The organism is Microbispora catharanthi, from assembly GCF_006334915.2.
Classification (GTDB): domain Bacteria; phylum Actinomycetota; class Actinomycetes; order Streptosporangiales; family Streptosporangiaceae; genus Microbispora; species Microbispora catharanthi.
The window spans coordinates 117,315-144,286 of record NZ_VDMA02000005.1; the positions used below are offsets into that span (position 1 = coordinate 117,315).

The 26,972-nt window shown below is 73.8% G+C and carries 22 protein-coding genes; 11 read left to right on the forward strand and 11 right to left on the reverse strand.

Features of this window, described 5'->3' with window-relative positions; genetic code table 11:
- Positions 1 to 8: 8 nt before the first annotated feature.
- Complete coding sequence (locus FH610_RS11105) at positions 9 to 2,069, reverse strand: sensor histidine kinase (protein ID WP_139574241.1); 2,061 nt, start codon at positions 2,067 to 2,069, stop codon at positions 9 to 11.
- Between the two features lie 158 nt (positions 2,070 to 2,227).
- Positions 2,228 to 2,893, reverse strand: coding sequence for an esterase/lipase family protein (locus tag FH610_RS11110; RefSeq protein ID WP_139574242.1), 666 nt, complete (start codon positions 2,891 to 2,893; stop codon positions 2,228 to 2,230).
- A gap of 272 nt (positions 2,894 to 3,165) precedes the next feature.
- Between FH610_RS11110 and FH610_RS11115 the strand changes: the two genes are divergently transcribed.
- The 4 genes from FH610_RS11115 to FH610_RS11130 all read left to right on the forward strand — a co-directional run bounded on the left by FH610_RS11115 (position 3,166) and on the right by FH610_RS11130 (position 5,536).
- Positions 3,166 to 3,582, forward strand: a complete 417-nt coding sequence (locus FH610_RS11115) for a CBS domain-containing protein (protein WP_139574243.1) — start codon at positions 3,166 to 3,168, stop codon at positions 3,580 to 3,582.
- Positions 3,583 to 3,822: 240 nt separating this feature from the next.
- Positions 3,823 to 4,233, forward strand: coding sequence for a hypothetical protein (locus FH610_RS11120; RefSeq protein WP_139574244.1), 411 nt, complete (start codon positions 3,823 to 3,825; stop codon positions 4,231 to 4,233).
- A 20-nt stretch (positions 4,234 to 4,253) separates the two neighbouring features.
- On the forward strand, positions 4,254 to 4,727 hold the full coding sequence (locus tag FH610_RS11125; protein ID WP_139574245.1) for a DUF6789 family protein: 474 nt from the start codon (positions 4,254 to 4,256) through the stop codon (positions 4,725 to 4,727).
- Complete coding sequence (locus FH610_RS11130; protein WP_139574246.1) at positions 4,724 to 5,536, forward strand: SDR family NAD(P)-dependent oxidoreductase; 813 nt, start codon at positions 4,724 to 4,726, stop codon at positions 5,534 to 5,536. Before FH610_RS11125 ends, FH610_RS11130 begins: the two co-directional genes overlap by 4 nt.
- Positions 5,537 to 5,669: 133 nt before the next feature.
- Here FH610_RS11130 and FH610_RS11135 read toward each other — a convergent pair whose 3' ends face one another.
- Positions 5,670 to 6,095 (reverse strand): PPOX class F420-dependent oxidoreductase, encoded by a 426-nt coding sequence (locus FH610_RS11135; protein WP_139574247.1) that lies wholly within the window; start codon positions 6,093 to 6,095, stop codon positions 5,670 to 5,672.
- Between the two features lie 415 nt (positions 6,096 to 6,510).
- On the opposite strand from FH610_RS11135, the gene FH610_RS11140 reads away from it, so the two are divergent.
- Positions 6,511 to 8,739 (forward strand): M4 family metallopeptidase, encoded by a 2,229-nt coding sequence (locus FH610_RS11140; protein ID WP_139574248.1) that lies wholly within the window; start codon positions 6,511 to 6,513, stop codon positions 8,737 to 8,739.
- 61 nt (positions 8,740 to 8,800) lie between these two features.
- On the opposite strand, the gene FH610_RS11145 is transcribed toward FH610_RS11140, so the two are convergent.
- From FH610_RS11145 to FH610_RS11170, 6 genes are all read right to left on the reverse strand, one after another.
- A complete protein-coding gene (locus tag FH610_RS11145; RefSeq protein ID WP_139574249.1) occupies positions 8,801 to 11,743 on the reverse strand; it encodes a helix-turn-helix transcriptional regulator in 2,943 nt (980 codons plus the stop codon).
- A gap of 130 nt (positions 11,744 to 11,873) precedes the next feature.
- Positions 11,874 to 12,611 (reverse strand): lysophospholipid acyltransferase family protein, encoded by a 738-nt coding sequence (locus FH610_RS11150; RefSeq protein WP_139574250.1) that lies wholly within the window; start codon positions 12,609 to 12,611, stop codon positions 11,874 to 11,876.
- 51 nt (positions 12,612 to 12,662) lie between these two features.
- On the reverse strand, positions 12,663 to 15,272 hold the full coding sequence (locus FH610_RS11155; protein WP_139574251.1) for a class III lanthionine synthetase LanKC N-terminal domain-containing protein: 2,610 nt from the start codon (positions 15,270 to 15,272) through the stop codon (positions 12,663 to 12,665).
- A gap of 24 nt (positions 15,273 to 15,296) precedes the next feature.
- Positions 15,297 to 15,566: a hypothetical protein gene (locus FH610_RS11160; RefSeq protein ID WP_139574252.1), complete on the reverse strand. Its 270-nt coding sequence runs from the start codon at positions 15,564 to 15,566 to the stop codon at positions 15,297 to 15,299.
- Between the two features lie 304 nt (positions 15,567 to 15,870).
- On the reverse strand, positions 15,871 to 17,619 hold the full coding sequence (locus FH610_RS11165) for a thiamine pyrophosphate-binding protein (protein ID WP_139574253.1): 1,749 nt from the start codon (positions 17,617 to 17,619) through the stop codon (positions 15,871 to 15,873).
- The gene (locus FH610_RS11170; RefSeq protein ID WP_139574254.1) at positions 17,616 to 18,389 is read right to left on the reverse strand and encodes a cyclase family protein; all 774 of its coding nucleotides are present in this window, start codon (positions 18,387 to 18,389) and stop codon (positions 17,616 to 17,618) included. The genes FH610_RS11165 and FH610_RS11170 overlap by 4 nt, the downstream gene beginning before the upstream one ends.
- A gap of 135 nt (positions 18,390 to 18,524) precedes the next feature.
- On the opposite strand from FH610_RS11170, the gene FH610_RS11175 reads away from it, so the two are divergent.
- The 4 genes from FH610_RS11175 to dhaL all read left to right on the forward strand — a co-directional run bounded on the left by FH610_RS11175 (position 18,525) and on the right by dhaL (position 22,578).
- Positions 18,525 to 20,060, forward strand: coding sequence for a hypothetical protein (locus tag FH610_RS11175; RefSeq protein WP_139574255.1), 1,536 nt, complete (start codon positions 18,525 to 18,527; stop codon positions 20,058 to 20,060).
- A 103-nt stretch (positions 20,061 to 20,163) separates the two neighbouring features.
- Positions 20,164 to 20,934 (forward strand): MIP/aquaporin family protein, encoded by a 771-nt coding sequence (locus tag FH610_RS11180; protein ID WP_139574256.1) that lies wholly within the window; start codon positions 20,164 to 20,166, stop codon positions 20,932 to 20,934.
- A complete protein-coding gene (dhaK, locus tag FH610_RS11185) occupies positions 20,931 to 21,923 on the forward strand; it encodes a dihydroxyacetone kinase subunit DhaK (RefSeq protein WP_139574257.1) in 993 nt (330 codons plus the stop codon). Before FH610_RS11180 ends, dhaK begins: the two co-directional genes overlap by 4 nt.
- A gap of 28 nt (positions 21,924 to 21,951) precedes the next feature.
- Positions 21,952 to 22,578, forward strand: coding sequence for a dihydroxyacetone kinase subunit DhaL (dhaL, locus tag FH610_RS11190; RefSeq protein ID WP_139574258.1), 627 nt, complete (start codon positions 21,952 to 21,954; stop codon positions 22,576 to 22,578).
- Positions 22,579 to 22,616: 38 nt separating this feature from the next.
- Here dhaL and FH610_RS11195 read toward each other — a convergent pair whose 3' ends face one another.
- Positions 22,617 to 23,390 (reverse strand): IclR family transcriptional regulator, encoded by a 774-nt coding sequence (locus tag FH610_RS11195; protein WP_139574259.1) that lies wholly within the window; start codon positions 23,388 to 23,390, stop codon positions 22,617 to 22,619.
- A 36-nt stretch (positions 23,391 to 23,426) separates the two neighbouring features.
- Here FH610_RS11195 and dhaM point away from each other — a divergent pair, with 36 nt between their 5' ends.
- Together dhaM and FH610_RS11205 are read left to right on the forward strand one after the other, a co-directional pair.
- Positions 23,427 to 23,801: a dihydroxyacetone kinase phosphoryl donor subunit DhaM gene (gene dhaM, locus FH610_RS11200; RefSeq protein ID WP_139574260.1), complete on the forward strand. Its 375-nt coding sequence runs from the start codon at positions 23,427 to 23,429 to the stop codon at positions 23,799 to 23,801.
- Positions 23,785 to 24,096 carry an HPr family phosphocarrier protein gene (locus FH610_RS11205; protein WP_139574261.1) on the forward strand — a complete coding sequence of 104 codons (312 nt, stop codon included), beginning with the start codon at positions 23,785 to 23,787 and terminating at the stop codon, positions 24,094 to 24,096. Before dhaM ends, FH610_RS11205 begins: the two co-directional genes overlap by 17 nt.
- A 54-nt stretch (positions 24,097 to 24,150) precedes the next feature.
- Here the strand turns inward: FH610_RS11205 and FH610_RS11210 are convergent, their stop codons facing one another.
- The gene (locus FH610_RS11210; RefSeq protein ID WP_205825693.1) at positions 24,151 to 26,967 is read right to left on the reverse strand and encodes an AfsR/SARP family transcriptional regulator; all 2,817 of its coding nucleotides are present in this window, start codon (positions 26,965 to 26,967) and stop codon (positions 24,151 to 24,153) included.
- Between the last annotated feature and the right edge of the window lie 5 nt (positions 26,968 to 26,972).

Sequence of the window (26,972 nt, forward strand, 5' to 3'; positions counted from 1 at the left end):
CGTATGGCTCAGCCGGCCTGGTGCGTCGGTGAGAGCGCCACCGGCTCGTGTCCAGACGCCGCGCCGGCCGCGGGGACGGGGAGCGTGACCTCCACCGTGGTGCCCGACCCCGGCTCGCCGGTGACGAGGCAGGTCCCGCCCAGCTCCGCCGTGCGCTCGCGCATGGAGGTCAGGCCGACGCCCGAGCGGCGCTCCGGCGGCAGGCCCACGCCGTCGTCTTCGATCAGCAGGCGCAGGACCTCGGGCTCGCGGCGCAGCTCGACCCGGACACGGGTGGCCCGCGCGTGGCGCCGGACGTTGGTCAGCGCCTCCTGCGCGATCCGGTAGACGGCCACCTCGACGGCGGCGGGCAGGTCGGCCAGGTCGCCCTCGGCGCTCACCGCCGTGGCGGGGCCTTCTGGATCATCCGGCCCGGCCAGCGCCTCTACGGCGGCGGCCAGGCCCAGATCGTCCAGGACGGGCGGGCGCAGGCCGTACACGAGCTGCCGGAGGTCGCCCGTCACCGCGTCCATGCCGGAGCGCAAGTCGCGCAGCAGCCCGTCCGCCGCCTTGGGGGAGGTCTTCAGGCTGAGGCGGGCCATGGTGACGGTCATGGCCGGCTCGCCGAGCGTCTGGCCGAGGCCGTCGTGCAGGTCGCGGCGCAGCCGCCGCCGCTCCTCCTCCCGGGCGGCCAGGATGCGCTCCCGGGAACGCTGCAGGTCGGCCGCCATCCGCACCGCGTGGGCCACGTCGGCCGCGTACGGGACCAGCGTGTCCAGCACCCGTTCGTCGTGTGCGGCGGGGAAGCGTCGCGGGGCGGGCGGGCCGACCAGCAGCCGCCCCACCCGCTCGCCGTGCCAGATCAACGGCACCTCACGCGGGGAGTCGCCGACCTGCCCGCTGACCGTGCTCACCACCTGGTGCCCCGGCTCGCCGCCGGTCACCTCCACCGCGATCCCCTGCACCGCCAGGCCCTCGCGCAGTACGCCGATCACCGGCGCGAGCGCCTGCGCGGGATCACCCCGGCGCACCTCCTGGACCAGCCGCTCGGCGAGCACGCGCGGGTCGCCCACCGGGCCGTAGAGCAGGCGGTCGACGGCACGCTGCAGCACCCGGCGCAGCGGCTGGAAGAACGCGCCTGTGAGCAGGGCGGACGCGAGCCCGGCGACCTGGTCGTACCCGGACACCATCAGGCTCGACAGCGCGGCCGCGCCGAAGTAGACCCCGCCGACCACGGCCAGCAGCCCCGCGGCGACGAAGGTCCGGCTGATGACGGTGTCGATGCCGTACAACCGGTATCGCATCACCGAGAACACCATCAGGACGGGGATGAGCGCCGCCCACACGATCGACAGCCAGGTCAGCTCCGGCGCGGCTATGCCCACGAGCATGAACGCGATGTACCCGGCGAACGCGAACAGCGGCCAGCCGATCTGCCGCCTGCCCACCGGGTCGGCCCGGCGCAGGCGCAGCAGCAGCGAAAGCGCCGCCAGCGGCAGCGTGACCAGGATCCCCGTCCAGGCCAGCGCCCCCGCCGCCGGGATGTACGGCGTCAGGGCGGGGATCTGCAGCGGGTTGGGGATGACGGCGGGGAACGGGTAGCCCTCGGCCGGTGGGTCCGGCCGCACGAACTGGCGCGCCGTCTCGGTCGCGATGGACGCCGCACCCAGCAGCACCACCGCCCGCCAGCGCGGCGAGGGCAGCCTGCCGTCCGGGGAGTACAGCGGCAGCAGCATCTCCAGCAGGAGCCCGCTCACCGCCCAGCCGGCATACGCCGCCAACCTCAGGAACCCCGCCGACGTGAGATCCCCGCGCGCCGCGGACGCCAGCATCGTCGCCTGGCAGAAATCGTAGACGGCGCCGCCGAGCCCGCCCGCGCACATCAGCCATGCCGGCCTGAACCGGGGCCGGTGCGCGACGAGGAACGCGCCGACCGCCGGGAAGGTCACCCCCGCCGCCGACAGCGGCGTGTTCATCACCGGCAGCCGCCACTCCGCCGGAATCCCCGCGGAGATCAGCATCGCCGCGGCCACGAGCACCGGAGACACCACGGCCATGACGACAGCGGCCGCCCGGGCTGCCCACGCCATCCCGCCCCCGCTTTCCGGCTCCCCGTTCCTGCCTGACCCCAGGGTGCCTCCGAAACGGCACGAGAACGGCGATTTCCCCGCCATCGTGGCAGGGCCGTTACAACCGGGGGACGCGCGGCCGGGCGGCCACCGGGCCGCCCGGCCGGGAACGGGGGCGATCAGCTGTTGAGCAGGTCGCGGATGCCGGACATCGCCTGGATGTTGCTCAGGATCGACAGGTGGTCGACGCAGGCGAGGGTGTGGTTGTCCGCCCCGGACAGCCGGGTGCTGGTGTAGGGGATGATGATGCCGTCACAGGGCGACACCCAGGTGCCGTACTTCGCCGACCCGGGCGTCTCGTCGCCGCTCAGCGAGACGATGTACGCCGAGCCGGGCAGCATCTCGATGCACGAGATGTTGATGGTGCAGGCACTGGCGTAGGTCGTGCCGTGGTTGGCGCCGGCCAGCGAGGCGACGTGGTCGACGTTGGCCGCTCCACCGAGCTTCTGCAGGTAGTACCGCGTCACCAGGCCGCCCATCGAGTGGTTGACGATGTCGACCTTGGACGCTCCCGTGCTGGCCTTGATCTGGTTGACGAAAGCGGCCAGGCCCTGGGCGCTGATCACGTTCGACCCGGCCCAGTTGTAGTTGTAGCCGTACAGCCGGCCGGCGGACCAGCCGTTGGCCACCAGGTACGCCTGCAGGGTGGCGAAGTTGGTGCTGTTTCCCGTGTAACCGTGGACGAAGACGACGGGGTTGTGCGTGGCCGCCTGCGCGGGGGCGGCGGGGGCGAAGAAGCCGAGGAGGGCCAGGATGCCGATGAGGGGGCCGACGATCCTACGCATGAGATCTCCTTGCCGTGGGGGATGACAGGAGTCTCGCGATCAGGACCGGTCACGGCATCGGGGAAATCACCAGTCGCCGTCCCCCGTCCCATCGGGGGCGGGTCTTCCGCCGGAAGAAGCGTCGCGCGGCGCGATCAGGTGAGTTCGGGGGAACCGTGTACTCCGCGCCGCCGGGGGTAGGCGGCGGGCGTGGGCGCCAGGGTGTGAACCTGGTCCCTTCCCGCGGCCGATCCCCCGGCCGCGCGTACCGCACGCGAAAGAAAGGAGAAGGCATGACGACCGCTCGCGACATCATGACCCCCCGGGCCGAGTGTGTGAACGCGGACGAGACCGTCCTCGACGCCGCGCAGAAGATGGCGCGCCTCGGCGTGGGCTCGCTGCCGATCTGCGGCGCCGACGACCGGCTCAAGGGCGTGCTGACCGACCGCGACATCGTCGTGAAGGTGCTGGCCCAGGGCAAGGACCCCAAGTCGTGCCAGGCCGGTGAGCTCGCCCAGGGCGAGGCCGTCACGATCGGCGCCGACGACGACGCGGCCGAGATCCTGAGCACGATGGCCACGCACAAGGTCCGCCGCCTGCCCGTCATCGACGGCCACAAGCTGGTGGGGATCGTCGCGCTGGCCGACGTGGCCCGCGCCCTGCCCGACCGTCCGGTGGGCGACCTCGTGGGCGCCATCAGCACGGACTGACGTCCGTCCGCCGCCGTACGGCAGGCGGTCGCCGGAGCCCCGGTCATCCCCCGGCCGGGGCTTCGCGGCGCGAAGGCCCTGTTTGATCCCGACCGAGGGGGTATGGCGGCATTTACGCGCTCTGTCCCGGCGGGACGTCGCCGGAGACGGAGCCGCCGCGACCGGGGGCGAGGCGCCGCACCTCCGCGCCCAGACCCGCCGGCCGGGCCATCGACGACCGAGGTGCCGGGAGGGGTAGCGATGACCGACGACACCACCGCGGGCAAGCCGGAACGCTTCGCGTTCGACTTCGACCCCCGATTCGCCCCCCTGCTGTCCGTCCTGGGCATCCGCCCGGACACCGCCGGGGCCCTGGTCGGCCCCGGCACGCTGCGGGTCCGCTTCGGGCCCTGGGTGATCGAGACCCCGCTGGCCAACGTCTCCGGCGTCGAGACGACCGGCCCCTACTCCCCGTTCCGGGCGATCGGGGTCCACGTGTCGCTCGCCGACCGCGGCCTCACGTTCGCCACCAACGCCCGCAAAGGGCTGTGCGTGCGGTTCCATGAGCCGATCCGGGGCGGCGAGCCGCTCGGGCTGCTGCGTCACCCCGGCCTGACCGTGACGGTCGCCGACCCCGCGGGACTCGCCGAGAAGCTCTCCCGGCGTCTGTAGAAGCCTCCTGGAGGAGATCCTTGATCCGCCAACTCGTACGCGGCGCGGCCGCCGGAGCGCTGTCCACCCTCACGATGAGCGCGGTGATGCTCGCCGGGCAGAAGAGCGGCCTGATGCCGGGCCAGCCGCCCAGGCACATCGTGAGGGCGGCTCTGCCGGGCCGGCGGCACCGGCCCAAACCCGGCGAGAGCGTCCTCGGCGCCGCCGCGCACCTGGGGTTCGGCGCCGGCTGCGGCGCGGCGTTCGCGCTGCTCACCCGCGGGCGCGGGGCCGGCGTCCCCCTCGGGGTGGGCTACGCCCTGCTGATCTGGCTCGGCGCCTATGAGGGCTGGGTGCCCGCACTGAACATCCTGCCGCCCGCCTCGCGCGACCCCGAGCGCGGCCGCCCGGTCGTCATGGCCGCGGCGCACGTGGCGTACGGCGCCACGCTGGCGCTCGCGGTCCGCGCCATGCGCGGGGCGGACGGACGACACGACGAGAAGGAGGAGAGATGACGACGAAGGAACGGCCGCTGGCCCTCGTGACCGGCGCCTCCAGCGGCATCGGGTATGAGCTCGCCAGGCAGTTCGCCCAGCACGGCTTCGACGTGGTGGTCACGGCGGAGGACGCGGAGCTCGACACCGCCGCCGAGTCGCTGAAGGAGTACGGCGGGCAGGTCATACCGGTACGCGCCGACCTCACCCACTACGACGAGGTCGAGCGGCTGTGGACCGCGACCGTCGCGGCCGGGCGGCCCGTCGACGCCGTGGCGGTCAACGCGGGCGTCGGGGTGGGCGGCGCCTTTCGCGAGACCTCCCTGGAGGCCGAGCTGAAGCTCGTCGAGCTCAATGTCACGTCCTCGGTGCACCTGGCCAAGCGCGCCGTCGCCGCCATGACCGCCTGCGGCAAGGGGAAGATCCTTTTCACGTCGTCGGTCGCCGCGCTCACGCCCGGGCCTTTCGAGGCCGCGTACGCCGCGAGCAAGGCGTTCCTCCACTCGTTCGCCGAGGCCCTGCGGGGCGAGCTGAAGGACTCCGGAGTCACCGTCACCTCGCTCCTGCCGGGCCCGACGGACACCGAGTTCTTCGAGCGGGCCGGCATGGAGGACACGCGGGTGGGCTCGGGCAAGAAGGACGACCCGGCCGAGGTCGCCCGGCAGGGCTTCGACGCGCTGATGAAGGGCGACGACAAGGTCGTCGCCGGGTCCCTCATGAACAAGGTCCAGAGCGTGGCGGGCCGGCTCACCCCGGACACGGCCAAGGCCGCCATGCACCGCCGCATGGCCGAACCCGGCAAGGGCGACACGTCCGAGAAGGACGAGTAGGCGCATCCGGCCGGTGCGCCGCTGACCGCCGCCGACGCGCGGCCGGGTCCCGCTCACTGCCCCGCCCCCGCCGCGCACGATCGCGGCGGGGCGGTCGGCAATCCCCTATGGCGCACGCCGTCGTCGCGGGCGGTCAGCCGGCGACGTCCTTGAAGGCGACGACCTTGCCGACGCGCAGCCGCACGAGGAACTCCCCCGCGACGCCGTTGCGCCGGCCGTACTCCTCGGCCCGGTCCTCCCCCATGTAGCGGCCGCCGAGCACCGTCGCCCAGTGGCGCACCTCGGCGAGGTCGTCCGACAGGGTCGCCTCTCCTTCGACCATCACATACGAGTACGGCGGGGCCTGGTCGTCGACGCACAGGGTCGCCCGGGGATCGCGGCGCAGCGCCTTGGCCTTCACTCCGCTCTCGTGGGTGGTGAACACCACGTCGTCCCCGTCGAGGGCGAACCAGATCGGCGTCACGTGCGGCCGCCCGTCGGCCCTGGTGATGGCGAGTTTGCCGGTCCTGGTGCCGCTCATGGCGAACTCGCGCCACTCCGCCTCGGTCATCCTTTCCATGGCGTCGAACCTAGCGCTCCTCGCCCCTTCGCCTCGTCTCCCCTCCCCCACGTGGTGGCCGTCTTCTTACGCCCTACGCACTAAGGCCGTCGCTTTTCCGTAGATGTACGGATATCGCTACGGATGTTCGCGTCCGGACCATGGTTCTAACGTCGCGCACGGGCCGGTTTCCCCGGCCGGGTCGGCGAAACGAGGAGTCCCGTGACGTAGAACTCCCCTCTTTTCTCCCAGCCGTCTCCGCCATGGGAGAGACGTCTCCGCTCGTGCCCGCCACAGCGGAAAGCAACATCCATTTCTCTCATCACCCCCCAAATCCCACTGTGTCCGCCGCCCGGGCTGGTCTCCCGGAGGCGCGACCGCCGGCGCCCGCCCACAAGGCGGACGCCATGTGGGAGGCAGAGAAAGGAAGACGCCCATGAGGCGCACAGCACTGCTCGCGGCGGCCGGCGCGCTGGCCGTGACGAGCGTGGTGGTACCCCCCACCGTCGCCGCGGCCAAGCCCCCGCCCGGCAGCGAGAGCGCGGTCAGGTCCCTCGCCGACGACCCGGCGCAGCGGGCCGCGGCCTCCGCCGACCAGGCCGTCGCGAGCGGCCTGGACGACCTGCGCGTGTCCCCCAACGAGACCTACCGGCGCACCGCCGTCACGCCGGGCGGCGGCATGTACTACGTCACCTACGAGCGCGCGTACAAGGGGCTGCCCATCGTGGGCGGCGACGCGGTCGTGGTCACGGACGCGAACGGGCGCGTACGCGACACCGAGGCGGCGTCCGGCGCCCTTCCCCTGGGCGTGCCGACCTCGCCGACGGTCACCGCGGAGACCGCCACCTCGACGGCGAAGACCGTGTTGTCGCGGGTCGACGACACCGCGGCCCCGCGCCTGGTGGTCCTGGCCTGGGGCGGCAAGCCGCGCCTGGCGTGGGAGGCGCTGGTCTCCGGCATCGCCGACGGCAGGCCGAGCATCCAGCACGTCTTCGTCGACGCGACCACCGGTGAGATCGCCGACTCCTACGACCAGGTGAAGGCGGGCACGGGCAACGGCTACTACTACGGCACGGTCACCATCAACACGAGCGGCTCCGGCACCTCGTACTCGATGACCGACTCCACCCGCAGCGGCATCAAGTGCGGCGGGCAGAACGGCTCGGCCTACACCGGCACCGACGACTCCTGGGGCAACGGCGGCGGGACCAACCTGGAGACCGCCTGCGTCGACGCGCTCTACAGCGTGCAGCGCGAATGGGACATGCTGCGCGACTGGCTCGGCCGCAACGGCATCAACGGCAGCGGCGGCGGCTTCCCCGCGCGCGTGGGCCTGGCCGACGTCAACGCGTACTGGAACGGCAGCTACACCAACTTCGGCCACTCGCAGGACAACGCCCGCCAGGCCACGCCGATCGACGTCGTGGCGCACGAGTTCGGTCACGCCATCTTCCAGACAACCCCCGGCGGCGCCGGCTCCGGCAACGAGAACGGCGGCATCAACGAGGGCAACGGCGACATCTTCGGCGCGCTCACCGAGGCGTACGCCAACAACCCGAACGACCCGCCGGACTACCAGGTGGGCGAGGAGGTCAACCTCGTCGGCGACGGGCCGATCCGCTACATGTACAACCCGTCCCTCGCCGGCGACCCCAACTGCTATTCCTCCTCGATCCCGAGCACCGAGGTCCACTCCGCGGCCGGCCCGCTCAACCACTGGTTCTACCTGCTCGCCGAGGGCTCCTCGCCGGGCGGTGGCAAGCCGGACAGCCCGATCTGCTCGGGCGGTCCCTCCTCGGTGAGCGGCGTCGGCATCCAGAAGGCCGGCAAGATCTACATGGGCGCGCTGCAGCGTAAGACCTCGACCTGGAAGTACGTCAACGTCAGGACCGCGTCGCTGGCGGCGGCGGTCGAGTTGTACGGCGCGAGCAGCGCCGAGTGCGCGGCCACCAAGGCGGCCTGGAACGCGGTCGGCGTGCCGGCGCAGTCGGGCGAGGCGAGCTGCAGCTCGTCGGGCAACGACTTCTCGCTGTCGCTCAGCCCCACCGGGAGCACGGTGACGCCCGGCCAGTCGGCCACCGCCACGGTCGCGACGTCGACCACCTCGGGTAGCGCGCAGACGGTGAGCCTCAGCGCCTCCGGGCTCCCGTCCGGGGCGAGCGCGAGCTTCAGCCCCTCCTCGGTGACCTCGGGCGGCTCCTCCACCCTGACCATCTCCACCAGCGCGTCCACGCCCTCGGGGACGTACACCGTCACCGTCGCCGGCAGCGGCTCCTCGGGCAGCCACACCGCGTCGTACACGCTGACGGTGTCGGGCACCTCGGGCGGGCGCACGTTCACCAACGGCACCGACTACACGATCAACGACCTGACCACGATCACCAGCCCGATCACCTCGACCGCCACGGGGACGGCGGCCTCCCCGGTGCAGCTGAGCATCACGATCTCGCACACCTGCGCCGAGGACCTGCGGATCAGGCTCCAGGGCCCGAACGGCACCTGGTACACGGTCAAGTCCAGCGGCGGCTCCAGTTGCTCCTCCTTCGGCACCAGGACCTACTCCGTCCCGGTCACCCAGACGGCCGCGGGCACCTGGACCCTTGAGGTCCGCGACCAGTACTACTACGACACCGGCTACCTCGACTCGTGGAGCATCACGCTCTGAGTGACGGCGGCGCAGCCCCCGGGACCGCACGGTCCCGGGGGTCTCCGCGTCCCGGGGCCGGTCAGGCGGGCGGTGCGATCTGGGTCCGCGACCGTACGCCGAGCTTGCGCAGCACGGTGGCGACGTGGGTCTCGACCGTGCGCGTGGACAGGAAGAGCACGTCGGCGATCTCGCGGTTGGTCCGGCCGAGCGCGACGAGCCGGGCGACCTCCCGCTCCCGCTGCGACAGCGTGCCGGCGCCCCGCCGCCCGCCGCGCGGGAGCGGGACGTCCACTCCGATGTCGCGCAGCACCCGCCTGCACCGGGCGGCGTCGTGCGTGGCGCCGAGCCGGGCGTACGACTCCGCGGCCTCCCGGTAGCCCGCCGCCGCGACGCCGTCTCCGAGCGCGAGCCGGGACCGCGCCTCGCCCTCGGCCGACCGCGCCGCCGCGTAGGGCTGGGGCAGGGCGGCGTACGCCTCGCGGGCCCGCGCGAAGAAGGCGGCGGCGTCGGCGTGCCGCGGTTCGGCGGCGGCGAGCGCGCCGCGGGCGGCGTCGAGCGCGGCGTGCGCGGCGGGCGCCACCCGGCCCGCGATCCCGGCGGCGTACTCGTCCACCAGCTCCGCCGCCTTCTCCACGCGCCCGGCCCTGGCGAACGCGGCGACGGCCGACGGGACCAGGCCCGCGCCCCACACCCACACGCCCTTGCGGCGCAGCCGGGCGACCGCCCGCTCGGCCTCCGCGACGGCCTCGTCCCCCGCTCCCCGGGCGAGGTGCAGATCGACGAGCCCCCCGGCGGCGGCCGTCACGACCGGGACGTTGCGGGCCTCCGGCGCGTCCAGCCCCGCGCGGTGGAACTGCCTGACCGCCTCCTCCCATTCGCCCGTCGCCAGGGCGAGCAGCCCGAGCACCAGCCACAGGTCCACCGCGATCAGCGGCGTCTCCGTGGCCGACTCCCCCAGGGACGCCGCCCGGTCGCGCAGCCCGTCCCACCGTCCGGTGAGCCACTCCCTGCGGATCGCGGAGGCGTCGAGGAGAAAGGCCGGATACTGCGCGCCGGTCTCCAGGGCGAGCCGCCGCCCTTCCCGGGCGAACCGCTCGGCCGCCGCGTAGAGCCCCACGGTCGTCGCGGAATCGTGGAGGTTGCAGTACGCCCGGGCGACCTCCCGCCGGACCCCCGTGCGCGGGTCCTCGGCCGGAAGCCTCGCGGCGACGTCGAACGCGCCGGGAGAGCCGGTCGTCATCTCGAAGGAGGCCCGGTTGGCCAGGACCGCGGCCGACAGCTCCGGGTTGTCGGCGGTGGCGACGAGCGCCTCGGCGCGGGCCATCCACTCCGCGTGCTCCGCCAGCGACTCGGCGCCCCACTCGGGCATCGCCATGCTGGCCCAGCCGCGGGCGGCCAGCGTCGGCCGGTCGTTCAGCTCGGCGAGGGCGGCCATGATCTCCGGCCGCCCCGCGGCGGCGTCGCCCGCCTGGTTGGACAGGACGACGCCGAGGTTGAGCCGCACCTCGCCCCGCACGTCCCTGGAGAGGAAGTCGCCCCGCAGCACCTGGCGCAGCAGCCGCACCACCCGCTGGTGCGACAGGCCCGTCGCCGCGAAGCGGCTCAGCATCAGCACCAGCGGGCCCCGGTCGCGCACCGGCAGGTCGGGGTCGTCGAGCATGCCCTCGACCACCTCCACGGCCAGGGCGGTGTCGCCCAGCGCGGCGGCCTGCTGGGCGGCGGCGGTCCCGTGGCGCACCCAGGCGTCGGTGTCCCCGGCCTGCCGGGCGTGGAAGGCCAGCTGCACCAGCGGCGGCGCGTCCGTCGCGGCGAGCGCGGCCATCGCCCGGACGTGCGCCGACCGGCGTTCGGGCCCGGGGATGACGTCGTAGACGGCCTGCTGGGCCAGCGCGTGGCGGAAGCCGTACCGGCCGCCGGGGTGCTCGTGCAGGACCCCGGCACGCAGCGCCTCAGCCAGCCCGACGGAGCCCAAACCGACGGAGCCCAAAGCGACGGAGCCCAAAGCGACGGAGCCCAGCCCGGCGAAACCCGGTTCTGCGGCGGCGCCCTGCCCGGCGGAACTCGACGTGGCCGGATCGCCGCCGACCGCGGTGATCAGCTCCTCACCCGCGGGAAGCCGCAGCACCGCCGCCGCCCTGACCGCTCCGGCCGCCGCCGGGGACAGACCGGCCATCCGCTCGGCCATCGCCTCGCGCAGCAGCAGCGGTGCGCCGGCACGGTCGACGGCACGGTCGAGCGCGTCCTGGCCGTCCGCGCCGGGCAGCGAGGCGGGCAGGGATCGGACCAGCTCCTCCACCACGAACGGGATGCCCGCCGTGCGCTCGTGCAGCCGCGTGACGAACCCGGGAGACAGGTCGGACCGCTCCAGCAGCGCACCGGCCAGGCTGGCCACGCCGGACGCGTCCAGCGGCGCCAGCCGCACGACCACGTTGGCCGTGTCCGGCTGGTGCCGGTAGGCCCGGCCGAGCGGCGGACCGGCGACGCCGTCCCGGCGGCACGTCGCGACCACCGCCAGCCCCTGCGGCGGCTGCCCCGTCAGGAAGCGCAGCAGATCGAGCGTGCCGTCGTCGGCCCAGTGCAGGTCCTCGACGACGAGCACGGCCGGTCCGACGGCCGCCAGCAGGGCGCGTATCGCGCGGAAGACCCGATGGCGTTCGGCCCGCGGGTCGTCCAGGGGCTGCGGCGACGGCGGCAGCGCGCCGGCCAGTTCGGGAAGGTGGGCGCGGAGCGCGCCGGTGACCGGGTTGAGCCGGTGTGCCGCCGGAAGCCGTCCCCTGATGTCCCGCAGCGCCTCGAAGACCGGCCCGTACGGGAAGGGCTCGCGGATCTGGTGGCAGTAGCCGAGGAGGACGGCCCGGTCGCCGGACGGCAGGCGGTCGAGCGCGGCGCGGACGAGCCGGGTCTTGCCGATGCCCGCCTCGCCCTCCACCAACGCGACCGCCGGCGGGCGGGTCACCGCGTCGATGAGAGTCCGCAGCTCAGTGGCGCGTCCGACCAGCGGGGGCGGGGGCACGATGCTCATCCACGGCTCCAAGGTACGGGTTGCGAGTCCCCCCAGGCTCAGCTACGGCTCAGTTATCCCCGCCCCTTGACCGCCGGTCAACCCTCCGGCGTAACGGCCGTGTTGCGGAACCGGACAGACGTCCTGAGCCCTACTCGCGGCGGGGCCGGGAGGCGGCGTCCAGCGCGGCCGCCTCCTCCGGAGTGGGCGCGGTGCCGCCGAGGTGGGCCGGCTGCCACCACACGCCCCGCCGCTGGTCGGGGTAGGTCCGCTGGGCCTCGTCGAGCAGGTCCGCCATCCGCCGCCGAAGGTCGCCGGTCAGCGTGGCGATGTCGTCGTCCGGGCCCGGAAGCATCGGCTCGCCGACCAGGATCGTGATCGGGACGTGCCGCTGCAGCAGCTTGCGCGGCCGGCCCTTGGTCCACAGCCGCTGGCCGCCCCACAGAGCGGCCGGGATCACGGGCACCCCGGCATCGACCGCCATCCGGATCGGGCCGCTCTTGATCTCCTTGACCGTGAACGACCTGCTGATCGTCGCCTCGGCGAAGTTGCCGATGATCTCACCGTCCTTGAGGGCCCGTACGGCGGCGTCGTAGGCTCCCGCCCCGGCCGACCGGTCCACCGGGATGTGGTGCATGCCGCGCATCAGCGGGCCCGACACGGGATGGTCGAAAACCTCCTTCTTCGCCATGAACCGGACCAGCCGCCCGGCGGGATAGGCGGCGAACCCGGCGAAGATGAAGTCGAGGTAGCTGACGTGGTTGCTCACCAGGACCGCGCCGCCGCTACGGGGTATCCGCTCCGTGCCCTCCATGCGGATCCTCAGGTCGAGCAGTTTGAAGGCGGTCAGCGCGGTCCGCAGGACCGGCGGGTACACGATCTCAGCCATGCTGAAACCGTAACCTACCCGTCCGTAACTTCCGGCCGCCGTCCGGAGTCCTCAGCGCGCGGGCCGGGCGCAGCGCCGCACCCAACGCGGGGAGAGCAGCGAGTCGGCCGATCCGGCGGCGGCGAGGGCCAGTTGGACGGCCGGGCCCAGAAATCCCACCCACAGGTCGGGGGTGACGACCGACGGCCTGTCTGACGACCACACCGTGTCGCCGTCCTGGGAGTGCCGCAGCAGCCGGAGCGTTCCGGTCAGGTGGGCGACGCGGCGGCGTGCCCGGTCGCGATGCCCGGGCAGGGCCTGCAGCATCCGCCACGTCTCCAGCACGCCCGACAGCCCGTGGCACATGGTCGGGTTGTCCAGGAACGGAGTGGCCTGGTCGAACGCGGCGACGGCCGCCTCCCGGACCTCGGCGTCCCGCGTGCGCGCGTGCAGCAGGCACCACAGGAAGCCCGTCACCCCGTGGCACCAGTGCTCCGCCACACGATGCTCGCCGGCCGTCGTGGCGAGGATGGTGGACCCGTCCTCCGTCAGCCCGTGGGTGGCGATGCCGCGCAAAGCGTCGTCGGCGAACGCCGCCACGCCCGTACGGCCCGTGGACCTGCCCCAGGTCGCGAGGGCCGCCGCCACGCCGGCCGTGCCGTGGGCGGCACCGAGATACACCGGACCGGACGGATCCGGGTCGGACGGCCAGCCGGTCAGTCCGCCTGCCTGCCGGGCGGCTTCGACGATCCTTTCGACCTGTCGTCCGGCCAGCTCACGAGCCCATTCGGCGCCCAAGGCGGCGTCGAGCAGACAGCCCGCGAACACGATCCCCGCCGCTCCGGAGAACAGGTCGTAGCCGCAGGCCTGGCTCGCCGCCGCGTGCTCGAAGCGCCGTCGCGCGGCGACGACCAGGTCCGTCCGGCCCAGCCGTGCCCCTGCCAGGGCCAGCGCCACCGCCACACCGGCGTCGCCGGTGAAAAGCCCGTGCACGGGGGACGGCGGACGCTCGGCGAGCCATGTGGCCGCGTCCGCGACGTCGCCGGTGAACTGCCGGGTTCCCAGGGCGGTGTCCAGCGTCGCCAGCGCGACGACGACCCCGGCGGCGCCCGAGTGCAGGCCCTCACACTCGTATTCCACGCAGTCGTCGGGCCGGCGGTGGGCGTCGCGACGGGACGCCGTGAAGCGCCGGGCGGCCAGGCCGGCACTCATGGCGGCACGGCGTGCCCAGCGCGGGTCCGGTGAGCCGTAGGCGCCGGGGCCGGCCGCGCGCTCGGCACGCATGGCGGGCAGGACCTCTCTCAGCCGTTCGGCGATCCGGTCCGCGGCCGGCCGCCGCGCGGGATCGGGGTGATGGCACGCGCGCACGACGGCGGCGGCCGCCCGCTGCCCGTGCCACAGGAGCAGGCCGATCTGACGGCCCGCGTTGCCCGGCTCCGGCAGGAGACCGGGGCAGTGCCCCAGGACGGCGTGGGCCAGGCAGGAGCCGAGGCCGTAGACGTCGTACGGCGGTGCCGCCGCCGCGTGGAGACCTTCCGGCGGCATGTGCCCGTCGGTGCCGCACGGCACCGGGCGCCTCGTCCCGACCGGCGCCGCCAGTTCGAGATCGACGAGGCGTAGGCCGCGCGGCCCCACCCGCACGTTGGACAGTTTCAGGTCCCGGTGTACGACGCCCCTCGCGTGCAACCGGGCCACGGCCGCGGCGAGTGCCGGCATGAGATCGAGACGCTCCTGAGCGGGAAGCCGTTCCGGCCTGCCGCCTCCCTCGTCGGAGACGACGAGACAGCCGGCCGACGGGTCGTACGCAAGCGGTTCGGGGACGAGGCCCGAGCCACGCAGCCGGTCGAGCACCCGCCTCTCGTTCTCCAGCCTGGTCACCACGTCGTCGCCGAATTCGTCGCCCTCGACACCCCGCCGTCTGTGCCGGACGACCACGAGCCGCTGGTCGGCGGGCCGTACGCACAGGGCCACGAACCCGCGGGCGTCCGCCCCCAGCAGCTTCAGCGGAAGATAGGCGACGCCGTCGATCTCGATCGGGCCGTCGGGGCCGGTGGTCACGGGCCGGTCGGCCGGCGGCACGGGAGGGATGGCCCAGTCCGGCTGGCGGCCCCGGATGTCACGCCTGTCCGGATGCAGGGTTCCGTCGGGCGCGCGGAGCGCCGCACGGGGGACTCCGTCGGAGTCGACCACCACCTCCCCCGGCTCGAACTCGCCGTACCGGATGAACAGGGCCTCGCTGATCGAGCCGACCGGCAGGTCGGACGGTACGGCGGGCGCCCGCGCGGGACGCCACATCGCGTCGAGGCGGTCGATCAGCTCGGCCAGCGCGTCATCGGACGCCGGATACACCGTGATGATCTTCCCGACCTGCGCGCGGCCGGCGAGCCCGGCGTTGATCCGGAGGATCGACGGCACGTCCTCCGGCAGCTTGAACGCCGCTCCGGCGCCGACCAGCGCGGGGAGCACGACGTCCAGCAGGTCCAGGGCGTCCGCCGCCGAGGCGGAGACGTGGAGCTTCCACCCCTGGCGCGGCAGCCGCTTCGGGGGCTCGCACGTCCGCCAGGAGACCGGGCCGTCCCGGTGGACCCGGGTCGACCAGTCCCCCGGCAGTCCGGCGGCGAACGCCTGGAGAGCCAGCGCGTACCGAGCGTGGAACCGCTCGGCGGGCGATGACCTGTCCATCGGCGACCTCTCGCCGCGCGTGTCCTAGTCAGGACAGCGACGGTAGGTGCAGCCGTATCCTGACCTGGTCTTGCTTCCGTCCGTGTCGTCGGTCGTCTCCTCCTGGAGATCCCGGGACAGGCCCTGCTCCGACAGGACCGCCATGGGGTCCGTCGCGAAGCGCGCCCGCAGCGCGTGGTCGCGCTCCAGTGAGACGCTGAGCCGCGACCAGAGGTCGCGCACCGAGGTCTCGTCGGCGATCGGCGCGGCCTGGCCGCCGCGCGTGACGAAGGTCTGCTCTGCGCTCGAAGACATTTCGGCGTACCTTTCTCTCGGCTCGGCCTGCCCTTCGTCGCCCCGGCTCGGCGGGGAGGTCGTGTGCGGACGGGCGCTCGCCACGCGCCTCACGCGGTCCGCGGGCAGCCGGATGTGCCGCCGGTCAGGGGCGAGGCCCTGCGCGGCTCGCGACCGATGTAACCCTGTCTCGGCCGCTTTGGGGCTTGGTACCCCGAGGCAGCACCCGCACGTGTGTCACTCCCGCCCGTTTGATGAAGACTGACCACAGCCTTACCGAACACGAACCGGGCCGTCGTACCGCCGGACTCGAGTGCGACCGCGGTCAGTGGCCGCGGAAGGCCTCCTCCAGCCACCACGACGGGCGGTCGGCGGTGACCTTGGCGTGGACGAGCAGGGGTTTGTCGCGCGGCCCCTTCAGCCACTCGGCGACCCCCGACAGGTCCTCCTCCCGCCGTACGGTCACCGCCTCGAAGCCGAAGCCCCGCGCGATCCCCGCGATGTCGGCGGGCGGGAAGGTGACCGCGCCGAGCGGGAACCCGTGCGGGCCGAAATGGTGGACCTCCGCGCCGTACCCGTCGTCGTCGTAGACCACGACCACCATCGGCAGGCCGAGCCGTACGACCGTCTCCAGTTCGGCGACGCCCATCAGGGCCCCGCCGTCGCCGAGGGCGGCGACGGCGAGCCGGTCGGGCCGCGCGACGGCCGCGCCGATCGCGGTGGCCAGGCCGAGCCCGATCGACTGGTACGCCTGGGTGAAGCAGAACGCGCCGCCGTCAGGGACCGTGAGGAACATCGACGGATATCCCATGAAGTTCCCCGAGTCGACGGCCACCAGCCGCTCCTGCGGGAGCAGGTCGTCGAGCCCGATCGTCAGCGTGCGGGGGTCGATCCGCCCCTCCGCGCTCAGGTCCTCGTACGGCACGTCGCGCCAGCGCCCCTCGCGGGCGATGCGCTCGGCGATCTCCGGAGCACGGTAGCCGCGCGTCCCCGTCTCGCTCCCCGCCCCCGGTTCGCCGAGCAGGGCGGCGACCGCCCGCGCGGTCTCGCGTACGTCGCCGACCACGCCGAGGCCGATCTCGCGGTGCACGCCGAGCGCGTCGGGGTCGAGGTCCACCTGGACGACCCTGGTCTCCGGCCCGATCAGCGCGCCGTGCCGGGTGGTCCACATGGTGAACGAGCAGCCCCAGCCGACGACGAGGTCGGCGCCGCGGATCAGCTCGGCCGCGAGCGGGGTGGCGAAGCCGCCGCTCACGTCGAGGTCCCAGGGGCTGCCGTGGAAGTGGCCCTTGGCGACCGCCGAGGTGGCGAACAGCGCCCCCACCCGCTCGCCGAGGGCCTCCAGCTCCCGCCGCGCGCCGCGGGCTCCCCGTCCGGCCACGAAGACCGGCCGCTCCGCCTCCGCCAGCATCCGCGCGAACCGCGTCAGCTCGTCGGACGGCTCCGCCGTGAGCCCCTCCGGCTCCTCGTCGTCCTCTGACTCGATGGGGAACGTCAGCCCCCACGCCGCCGGCACCCGGCTCGCCACGTCGCGGTGCGCGCCGCCCCGGCCGGCCAGCAGTTCGCGTACGGCCTCGGCGGCCTCGTCGGGCAGCGTCTCGGCCTGCACGTCCAGGGGCAGGTTGAGCACCACCGTACGGCGCCCGAGCAGGGCGGCGAGGAAGGCCATCACGGTGTCGTCCACGACCGTGGCGGCCGACCCGACCCTGGCGCAGTGTGCGCCCACGGCCTCGGCGAGCGCGGTCTGGTCGATGCGGAAGTTGGAGGTGGGCGAGGTCACCTCCGGGGCGAGCACGAGCAGCGGGGTGCGGCTCTTGGCCGCCTCGGTGACGCCGGTCAGCGCGTTGGTCAGGCCGGGCCCCTGATGGACGGTGAGCACGGCGACCGTGCCGCTCATCCGGGCGTAGGCGTCGGCCATCGTGGCGGCCCCGCCCTCGTGCCGCGCCGCGACGTACCGCACGCCGTGCTCGACGAGGGCGTTGGTGACGTGGAAGTTGCCGCTGCCGACGACGCCGAAGGCCGCCCGTACGCCGAGGGCGGCGAGGGCCGCGCCGACGGCCTCCGCGACGTTCACCGCTCCACCAGCGCGAGCACGCGGACCGGGCTGCCCGAGCCGCCGACGATCGGCAGCGGGCCCGCGATCACCACCGCGCCGGTCGTCGGCAGCCGGTCGAGGTTGCGCAACTGGGTCAGGCCGTACTTCCCGGCGCCCAGAAGGTAGGAGTGGCAGGGGAAGGCGGGGTCGAAGGAGTGGGCCGCGCCCGCGTCGGTGCCGACGGTCTCCGTCCCGATGCCGGTGATCGGCGTCTCCTCGGCGAGGTAGCGGGCGCAGGCGGGCGACATGCCCGGCGTGTGCGGCCCCGTCTCGTCGGCGTTCAGGAACTCCGCCTGGTCGTGGGCGCGCGCGTCCCAGCCGGTGCGGTAGAGCAACCAGCCGCCGTCGGGCAGCGGCCCGTGCTCGGCCTCCCACGCCTTGACGTGGTCGACCTCCAGCAGGAAGTCGGGGTCGGCGGCCGACTGTGCGCTGAAGTCGAGCACCACGGCGGGGGCGATCAGCTTGGCGGGAGCCACCTGCGACACGTCCTCGCCGTCGCGCCCGGTCACCCAGTGGACGGGCGCGTCGAAGTGCGTGCCGGTGTGCTCGCCCGTGGTGAAGTTGTTCCAGTACCAGGCCGGGCCGCGGTCGTCGTACCGGCTGATCTCCTGCATCGAGAACGGCACCGTCTGCCCGAACGGCTCGGGCAGCAGCAGGATCGGCGTCGTGTCGCTCAGCGGCGCGGTGAGGTCGAGCACCTCGATCCCCCCGCCCCGGATGCCGTCCACCAGATCCCGCAACACCGACATCAACGCCTCCCCAACAGTCAGGCCCCTGTGATCCTCCTACACCCGCCCCCCGGAACGCCATATCGGACGCGGGTGAACCGTACGACGACGATGATCGTCCAAACCACGTAGGCGAAGCCAGACGGAGGAGACGAGGTGGCGGTGAGCTCTCGGGGCACTGGAACCGCCGTGGCCTGGCTCGGCCATCCCGTGACACTCGCCGCGATCGCCGTGCTCCTCGTCAACGACCACCTGCTCAAGCGCCTATGGCCGGGCATGGTCACCGGCAAGCTGAGCGACGTCGCGGGGATGCTGGTCGCCCCGCCGCTGCTGGCGTTCGCCGCGACCCTCGCCGTACGGCGCGCCGTCGCTCGCGCTGGTGGCGGCGCCTCGCGGAGCGCCGCAGTGGAGTGCGGGGAGGCGGACAGGCGGGCCGCCCTGACGGCGATCGCGCTGACCGGCGCGGTCTTCGCCCTCGTGAAGACCACGCCGATCGGAGCGCGCGTGGCCGCCGACGCCTGGGCGTTGTTCACCCCCTCCGCCGGCGTCGTCGCGGACCCGACCGATTTGCTCGTCCTTCCCGCCCTCGGCCTCGCCTGGATCGTCCGGCGGCACGCCGTGCGGCCATCCTCCCGCCCCGGCCGTTCCGCACGCCGCGCCCGGCTGCTGGTCGCCCTGCCCGCGGCGGTTTTCGCGGTCACCGCGACCGCTGCGGCTCCGACCTTTCCGTCCGCCGTGCACGTGGAGGCGCACGACGCCGTGATCGTCGTGTACCTCGGCCACGGCCTGGACGGGCTTGCCACGAGCGACCAGGGCCGGTCGTGGCATCGCTGGACCAGCCCGCCGTCCGAGAGATCGTCGCGGACGACAGCCTGTGTGCCCGGCGAGCCGAGGCGCTGTTACCGAGTGGCCCCGCCTCTGCTCAAGGTCGAGCAGTCCGACGACGGAGGGCGCACCTGGGCGACGGCCTGGGAGGTCTCACCGGGCCGGCAGCACTACCTGTACCGGAGCCGATACGAGAGCAGCCCTCTTCGCTCCGACACCGCGGCGTCCACGGCCGTGGCGGTCCTGCCGGCGCCCCGGGGACACCTCGTCGCCGTGGCGAACGGCCGCGACGGCGTGGCGCTGCGCGACGTCAGCGGACGATGGCACCGGCTCGGCTTCCGGGGATACGACGACCTGTCCGAGCAGTCGGCCGCACCCCTCTTCAACGCGGGCGAGCGCATCGAGGCGGAGACGGGGACGGCCTACCTCACCGCGCTGACCGTGCTGCTGGCCGCGCTGGCGTTCGCCGGGTGCCTGCGGAGGTCGCCGCTCGGCTTCTCGGCCGCCGGGTTCCTCACCTGGGTGGGCCTCTACATGACGGTGAAGGGCCCGCCGGGCATCTACGGGCTGCCGCTCACGGTCCTGGGCGCGCTCCTCGTAGTGGGCGGGTGCGTCGCACTGGCCGCCATCGCCGCGTACTCCCGTATGCGGGGACTGAGCTCGATCGTCGCGGCGCCGCTGACCTTCGCCGCGATCTACCTGCCGTTCCGGGGCTGGAGCGCCGGGCAGCCCGACGACTACGGCACCGCCGTGCTGCTGGCGGTCGTGCTGTGCTGTCCGGCCGTCGCCCTCGGCGCGCATCTCGCGATCCGGGCCCGAGGCGGCTACCGCCGGGTCGCACGGGCGCCGCGCTCCCTCACCCGCTGAGCCTCCACAGCCCCGCGGCCCTTGACGCGGGTGGCCTCCAGATTTAACTTCTATGAAACCGCGTTCGACATTATCGAACGATGTTCAAACTCTGGACGGTCTCATGAACGACTCACCCCCCTCCTCGTTCCAGAAGCTCCTGTCAGAACTGCTCGGCACCGCCTTCCTCGTGTACGTCGGCGCCGGCTCCGCCGCGGCCACCGGGGTCATCGCCACCGGCTCCCACGCGCCCTTCTCCATGGCCCAGCTCGGGATGATCAGCTTCGCGTTCATGCTGGTCATCGTGGGCACCGTCTACGCCATCGGGCACATCTCCGGCGCCCACATCAACCCGGCGGTCACGGTCGCCCTCGCCGCGACCGGCCGCTTCCCCTGGCGTGAGGTGCCGGGCTACGTCGCGGCGCAGGTCGCCGGGGCGGTCGCCGGCGCACTCGGGATCTTCGCGACGCTCGGCCCGGCCGCCGCCGGGGCCGCCGGCGGCGGCGTGACCGCGTACGCCGCCGAGGTCGGCTTCGCCCGCGGCACGCTGATCGAGGCGATCGGCACGTTCATCCTGGTCTTCGTCGTCTTCGGCGTGCTCGACCGGCGGGCCGCCGCCGGATGGGCGCCTATGGCGATCGGCTCGATCGTCTTCGCGATCATCGTGATCGTGGGCCCGGTGACCGGGGCCGCGATCAATCCGGCCCGCTACGCGGGCCCGTTCCTCGTGAACGCCGCCTGGGGCGGCGCGGTGAGCTGGGGCCAGCTGCCGGCCTACTTCATCGGGGAGTTCGCGGGCGGGCTGCTCGGGGCACTCGCCTACACGGCGCTTGCGGCCTCGCGAGGAAGGACGAAGCTGGAGAGCACGACCACGGCAGTAGGGACCGCATCATGAAAAAGCTCATCAACAGTGTCGATTCCGTCGTCACCGACGCGCTGCGCGGCATCGCCGCGGCGCACCCCTCGCTCCGCGTCGACCTCGAGAACAAGGTCGTCTTCCGCGCCGGCGCCCCCCGGCCGGGCAAGGTCGGCCTGGTCTCCGGCGGCGGTTCAGGACACGAGCCGCTGCACGGCGGGTTCGTCGGCCACGGCATGCTCGACGCGGCCTGTCCCGGAGAGGTCTTCACCTCCCCCGTCCCCGACCAGCTCATCGAGGCGACCAAGGGCGTGGACGGCGGCGCAGGCGTGCTGCACATCGTGAAGAACTACACGGGCGACGTGCTGAACTTCCAGATGGCCGCCGAGCTCAGCGGCGACGAGGGCGTCGAGGTGGCGACCGTGCTCGTCAACGACGACGTGGCGGTGCAGGACTCCCTGTTCACCGCGGGCCGCCGGGGCACCGGGGCCACGCTGTTCGTCGAGAAGATCGCCGGCGCGCTGGCCGAGACCGGAGCGCCCCTGGCCGAGGTGGCGCGGGTCGCCCGGGAGGTCAACGAGCGCAGCCGCTCGTTCGGGGTGGCGCTGACGCCCTGCACGGTCCCGGCCGCGGGCAAGCCCACCTTCGAGCTGGGCGACACGGAGATCGAGCTCGGCATCGGCATCCACGGCGAGCCCGGGCGGACCCGGGCCCCGATGCGCGAGGCCCGCGAGATCGTCCGCACCGCCATGGACGCGATCGACGCCGACCTGCCGCTGTCCGGCGAGACGCTCGTCATGGTCAACGGCATGGGCGGAACACCGCTCATCGAGCTGTACATCGTCTTCGCCGAGGTGGAGGCATACCTGCGGGAGAAGGGCGCGACGGCCGTGCGCAGCCTGGTCGGCAACTACGTGACCAGCCTCGACATGCAAGGCTTCTCGGTGACGACGTGCTCGCTGACCGGCGAGCTCACCCGGCTCTGGGACGCGCCGGTGGAGACACCCGCGCTGCGCTGGGGCCGCTGACCGCCATCCGAACCTCTGGAGTCCCCTCGTGAACACCCAGTTCTTCGCCGCCTGGATCGAGGAGATCGCCGCCGCCGTGCGGGCGCAGCGCGACCACCTCACCCAACTGGACGCCGCGATCGGCGACGCCGACCACGGCGCCAACCTCGACCGCGGGTTCACCGCCGCGCGGGAGGCGCTGGCCGGCGCCTCCCCGCAGACCCCGGGCGCGCTCCTCGTCCTCGTCGGCTCCACGCTCATCCGCAAGGTCGGCGGCGCCTCGGGCCCCCTGTACGGCACCGCCTTCCGCGAGATGGGCAAGGCGTTCGGCGAGGCCGCCGAGATCTCGCCGGCCGAGCTGAGCACGGGCCTGAACGCGGCCCTGTCCGGCGTCCAGCGCCTCGGCGCCGCGGCGGAGGGCGACAAGACCATGGTCGACGCCCTCGCCCCGGCCGCACAGGCGCTGGCCCAGGCCGTACGGGACGGGCTGAAGCCGGAGGAGGCGCTGGAGGCGGCGGCCGCCGCGGCCGAGCAGGGCGCCAGGGCGACGGTCCCGTTGCAGGCGCGCAAGGGGCGGGCCAGCTACCTGGGGCCGCGCAGCGTCGGGCACGAGGATCCCGGCGCCGCCTCGACGGCCCTGCTGTTCGGCGCGCTGAAGGCGGCCGCCTCCCGATGACCGCGAGCCGCGGCCGGGCCGCGCGGAGCCGGGACCGGTCAGGCGGCCGGGCCGCCGGGCACGGCGGAGCGGGGCGCGCCGAGGTCGCGCGAGAGCGCCCGCGCGGTCTCGCGCACGGCCAGCGCGATGTCCTCGCGCCGTGCCGGGTCCAGCACCCGCTCGACCGGCCCGACCACGGCGACGGCGCCGGCCACCGAGCCGTCCCGGGAGAATACGGGCGCGGCGACGCCCGCGTCCCCCAGCGCCGCCTCCTGGTCCTCGACCGCGTACCCCCGGCGGCGCACCTCCGCGAGCGCCCGTTCCAGGTCGTCGCGGCCGGTCCTGGTGAGCCCGGTCAGCGGGGCGAGGTCGTCCGACAGCAGCTCGCCCCCGCGCGGGTCGTGGGCGGCGATGGCGTGGCCGAGCGCGCAGGCGTGCCACGGGATCGCCGCGCCCACCTCCAGGATCTGCACGACGTCGTCGGGCCGGAACACGTGATGGAGCACGATCACCCGGCTCCCCGACAAGGTGCCGATCCAGACGGCCTCGTTGACGCGCTGGGCCAGGGAGTCGGCCCACAGCAGGCTCCTGGCCCGCAGTTCCGACCCCTCCAGATAGGCGTTTCCGAGTTGCAGCACGGCGGGCCCGAGCGCGTACTTCCCGGTGTCGGAGTCCTGCACGACCAGCTCGCAGGCGGCGAGCGTGCGCAGCAGCCCGTGCACGGTCGGCTTGGCCAGGCCGACCCGCTCGGCGATCTCGGTGACCCCGAGCCGGGGGGTGCCTGACCCGAGGACCTTCAGGATGAGCGCGGCGCGCTCCACCGACTGGATCACTTTTCGATTATGCCGAACGATCTTCAGGAATAACGAATGGTTGGCATCGTACTCATTTCACACAGCAGCGGCCTGGCCGCGGAGGTGGCCGCGCTGGCCAGGCAGATCGGCGGCGCGCAGGTGCCGCTGGCGGCGGCGGGAGGCACCGAGGACGGCGGTCTCGGCACCAGCCCCGACCGGGTGACCGCCGCCATCGAGGAGGTGGACCGGGGGGACGGCGTCGTGCTGATCCCCGACCTCGGCAGCTCGGTGCTCACCGCCAGGCTGCTGCAGACCCCGGGTGACGTCGTGATCGCCGACGTGCCGTTCGTGGAGGGCGCCATCTCCGCGGTCGTCGCGGCGGGCGGCGGGGCCTCGCTGGACGGTGTGCTGGCGGCGGCCGAGGAGGCGTGGCATGTCCGTAAGCTCTGAGCCCACGGCAACCCCCGGGCTCACGGCAGACTCTGAGCCCGAGGCCGGCGCGGGCGAGCGCGCGATCGTCCTGACCGAGGACCTGCACGCCCGCCCCGCGAGCGCGCTCGCCCAGACCGCCGCCGCCTTCGCCTCGGCCGTCACCCTCTCGTACGGCTCCCGCTCGGTCGACGTGCGCAGCGTGCTGTCGCTGATGGGCCTGGGCGCCACGAGCGGGCAGACCGTGACACTGCGCGCCACCGGCGACGACGCCGCCGAGGCGCTGACGGCTCTCAGCGCGGTGCTCGGCGGCTGACGGACGCGCGGGAGTCCGGGCCGGTGCGGCCGGAGCCGTCCTGCGGCGGAGCGGTCATGACCCCACGGGCGCGGAGTGGTCCTGCCTCTCGGACTTTCCGGCGCTCTCCAGGAAGTCGCGGACCTTCTCGGCCTCCGGAACACCGAGCTCGCCGTAGAGGCCGAGAGCCAGCCGCCCATGCGCACACGCCTGCTCCGCGTGTCCGAGCGCGAGGTGGGCGCGCGCCAGCCCGTCGTGGGCACGCGCCCGCTCCGGCCGGTTGCGCGCGAGGTCGGCGAGCGCGAGCGCGGCCGTGTGCTCCTCGACCGCCCGAGCCGGGTCGCCCGCCGCCTCGGCCAGCCCGTTGAGCGCGGCCGCCTCGTCGGCGGTGTTGCCGAGGGTGCGGTAGACCGCCGCGGCCTGCTCGTGGCGGATGCGTGCCTGGGCGAGCTCGCCCTGGCGCCGGAGGACGACGCCGAGGTGGTCGAGGATCACCGCCTCTCCCGCCGGGTCGCCCACCTTGCGGTGGAGTGCCAGCGCCAGGTCGAGATGGCGCCGGGCCTCCTCAGGACGGCCGGCCCGGTCGAGGAGGAGGGCGAGGATGCCGAGCACGTTGGCCTCGCCCCAGGTGTCGGCGCCGATGCGGGTGAGGTCGAGCGCCTGCTTGAGGTAGTGCTCCGCCTGGGTGTCCCGTCCGTGGCGCAGAGCCACGTTGCCCAGGGTGAGCAGTGCCCGGGCCCGTTCGCCGGCCTCCTCGCACGCGTCGAGGGCCTGGTGGGCGTGCTCCTCCGCCTGCTCGTACTCGCCGAGCCGCCAGTGGGTCCGCGCCAGGTCGGTGAGCGCTCGCGCCTGGACCTCGGGATCGCCGAGCGCGCGGCTGCGCCGCAGCGCCAGGGTGTGCAGCGTGAGCGCGTCGTCGTGATGCGCGTGCCGGTCGAGGTAGGGGCGCATCGCCAGGGCCAGCATGCCGAGGCAGATCTCGGGTCCGTGGACGGCGGTCGCGATGATGTTGGAGCGTTCGGCGTCGAGCCAGGCGATGGCCTCCGCGGCGTCGCGGATGGGCGCGATCGGGGTGGCCGGCTGGGGAATGCCCTCCCGCTGGCCGACCGTGTACGGGAAGAGCCGGTCCATCGCCGCGCGGGAGCGGTGCAGATAGTAGGTGAGCAGCCGCATGACGGCGCCGTCGTCCTCGGCGAGCGAGCGGGCGTGCTCGCGGAGCAGGTCGTGGAAGGTGTAGCGGCCCGGTTCGAGCTGCAGGAGCATGTGGGCGTCGAGGAGGCCTTCGAGCAGCTCCTCGGCCTCGTCCTCGCAGATCCCGGCCAGCGCGGCCGCGCCGCAGACGTCGATGTCGCGCCCCGGCACCAGCCCGAGCAGGCGGAACATGAGCTGCTCGTCCTCGTGGAGTTGCTCGTAGGAGAGGGCGAAGGCCGCCGACACCCCGTCCAGGAGCCGGCGATGGTCCCGCAGCCGCCCGGCCAGATAGGACACGGTCCAGCGCGGGCGATGCTGGAGGCGGGCGGCGGAGATCCGGATGGCGAGCGGGAGGTGCCCGCACAGCCGCAGCACCTCGCGGACGGCGTCCGGCTCCTGTTGAGCGCGTTCGCCCACGATCCGCTCGAACAGCTCGGCGGCGTCCGCCTCGCCCAGCACGTCGACCGACAACGCCTGGGCGCCATCCAGGTCGACGAGCCGCCGCCTGCTGGTGACCAGGACGAGGGTGCCGGAGCGTCCCGGCAGCAGGGGGCGCACGTGCTCGGCGTCGAGAGCGTTGTCCAGTACGGCGAGCACCCGGCGATCGGCCAGCTCGGTGCGCCAGAGGGCGCTCCGCTCGACCGGGGTGACCGGGATGCGGTCGGCGGGCACCCCGAGCTGGCGGAGGAGTGTCTCCAGCGCCGCGGCGGCGTCGATCGGCTCCCGGCCCGCCGTGTGGGCCCGCAGGTCGATGAAGAGCCGGCCGTCCGGATAGCGGGCGGCCAGCCGGTGGGCCACGTGGACGGCGAGAGCGGTCTTGCCGATCCCGGCCATGCCGTCGATCGTGACGACCGCCGGCCCGTCGTGCTCGTGGTGATGCCCGTCCGCGAGCCGCTCCAGTTCGGCGGTCCGTCCGGAGAAATCGGGGATGTCGTAGGGCAGGAAGGTGGAGCGGGAGGGCGGGGCGGGAACCACCGGTGCCGGGCCGGCCTGGCGTAGGGCCGGATCGTCCGCCAGGACCGCCCGCTCCAGTTCGGTGAAGGCGTGTCCGGGGTCGAGGCCCTGTTCGTCCGCGAGAGCCGTACGGTAGGCGCGCGCGGCGGCCAGGGCGTCGGGCTGCCGTCCCGCCCGGTGCAGGGCCAGGACGAGATGGCCGTTGAGCTTCTCGCGCAGCGGGTCGGCGGCCACCTGGGCGGCGAGCTCGTCGAGCAGATCGCCGTGTCGCCCCGCGGCGAGCTCGCCCTCCACCAGGCGCTCGTACGCCGACAGCCGCCGGTCGTTCCAGAGCTCCCTGACGCCGGTGACGTAGTGCGCGTGCACGTCCTCCAGCGCCTCGCCGCTCCACAGGTCCAGGGCCTTGCGCAGCTCGCCGGCGGCCACGAGCTCGGTGAACTCCTGCGCGTCGACCTGTCCGGGCTCCGGCCGCGCGATGTAGCCGCCGGCACGCGTCTCCAGGAGCCCTACGGCTCCAGCACCGCGCAGGACCTTGCGGATCGCGGTGATCGAGGCGTGGATCTGCGACCGGGCGGTGTCGGGGCGGTCGTAGCCCCACATCGCGTCGATCAGCCGCTCGATGCCGATCACCCGGCCGGCGTTGAGCAACAGGTAGGCCAGGACAGCCCGATGACGTGGGGCGATGCCGGTCAGGGGCGCGCCGTCGACGACCATCTGGACGGGACCGAGAAGGGTGAAGCGCAGCATCGTCC

Excerpts from the sequence above, each read along its gene's own strand:
- FH610_RS11105 (WP_139574241.1), bottom strand. The coding sequence starts at position 2,069 with ATGGCGTGGGCAGCCCGGGCGGCCGCTGTCGTCATGGCCGTGGTGTCT.
- FH610_RS11110 (WP_139574242.1), bottom strand. The coding sequence starts at position 2,893 with ATGCGTAGGATCGTCGGCCCCCTCATCGGCATCCTGGCCCTCCTCGGC.
- FH610_RS11115 (WP_139574243.1), top strand. The coding sequence starts at position 3,166 with ATGACGACCGCTCGCGACATCATGACCCCCCGGGCCGAGTGTGTGAAC.
- FH610_RS11120 (WP_139574244.1), top strand. The coding sequence starts at position 3,823 with ATGACCGACGACACCACCGCGGGCAAGCCGGAACGCTTCGCGTTCGAC.
- FH610_RS11130 (WP_139574246.1), top strand. The coding sequence starts at position 4,724 with ATGACGACGAAGGAACGGCCGCTGGCCCTCGTGACCGGCGCCTCCAGC.
- FH610_RS11135 (WP_139574247.1), bottom strand. The coding sequence starts at position 6,095 with ATGGAAAGGATGACCGAGGCGGAGTGGCGCGAGTTCGCCATGAGCGGC.
- FH610_RS11140 (WP_139574248.1), top strand. The coding sequence starts at position 6,511 with ATGAGGCGCACAGCACTGCTCGCGGCGGCCGGCGCGCTGGCCGTGACG.
- FH610_RS11145 (WP_139574249.1), bottom strand. The coding sequence starts at position 11,743 with ATGAGCATCGTGCCCCCGCCCCCGCTGGTCGGACGCGCCACTGAGCTG.
- FH610_RS11150 (WP_139574250.1), bottom strand. The coding sequence starts at position 12,611 with ATGGCTGAGATCGTGTACCCGCCGGTCCTGCGGACCGCGCTGACCGCC.
- FH610_RS11155 (WP_139574251.1), bottom strand. The coding sequence starts at position 15,272 with ATGGACAGGTCATCGCCCGCCGAGCGGTTCCACGCTCGGTACGCGCTG.
- FH610_RS11160 (WP_139574252.1), bottom strand. The coding sequence starts at position 15,566 with ATGTCTTCGAGCGCAGAGCAGACCTTCGTCACGCGCGGCGGCCAGGCC.
- FH610_RS11170 (WP_139574254.1), bottom strand. The coding sequence starts at position 18,389 with ATGTCGGTGTTGCGGGATCTGGTGGACGGCATCCGGGGCGGGGGGATC.
- FH610_RS11180 (WP_139574256.1), top strand. The coding sequence starts at position 20,164 with ATGAACGACTCACCCCCCTCCTCGTTCCAGAAGCTCCTGTCAGAACTG.
- dhaK (WP_139574257.1), top strand. The coding sequence starts at position 20,931 with ATGAAAAAGCTCATCAACAGTGTCGATTCCGTCGTCACCGACGCGCTG.
- dhaM (WP_139574260.1), top strand. The coding sequence starts at position 23,427 with ATGGTTGGCATCGTACTCATTTCACACAGCAGCGGCCTGGCCGCGGAG.
- FH610_RS11205 (WP_139574261.1), top strand. The coding sequence starts at position 23,785 with ATGTCCGTAAGCTCTGAGCCCACGGCAACCCCCGGGCTCACGGCAGAC.
- FH610_RS11210 (WP_205825693.1), bottom strand. The coding sequence starts at position 26,967 with ATGCTGCGCTTCACCCTTCTCGGTCCCGTCCAGATGGTCGTCGACGGC.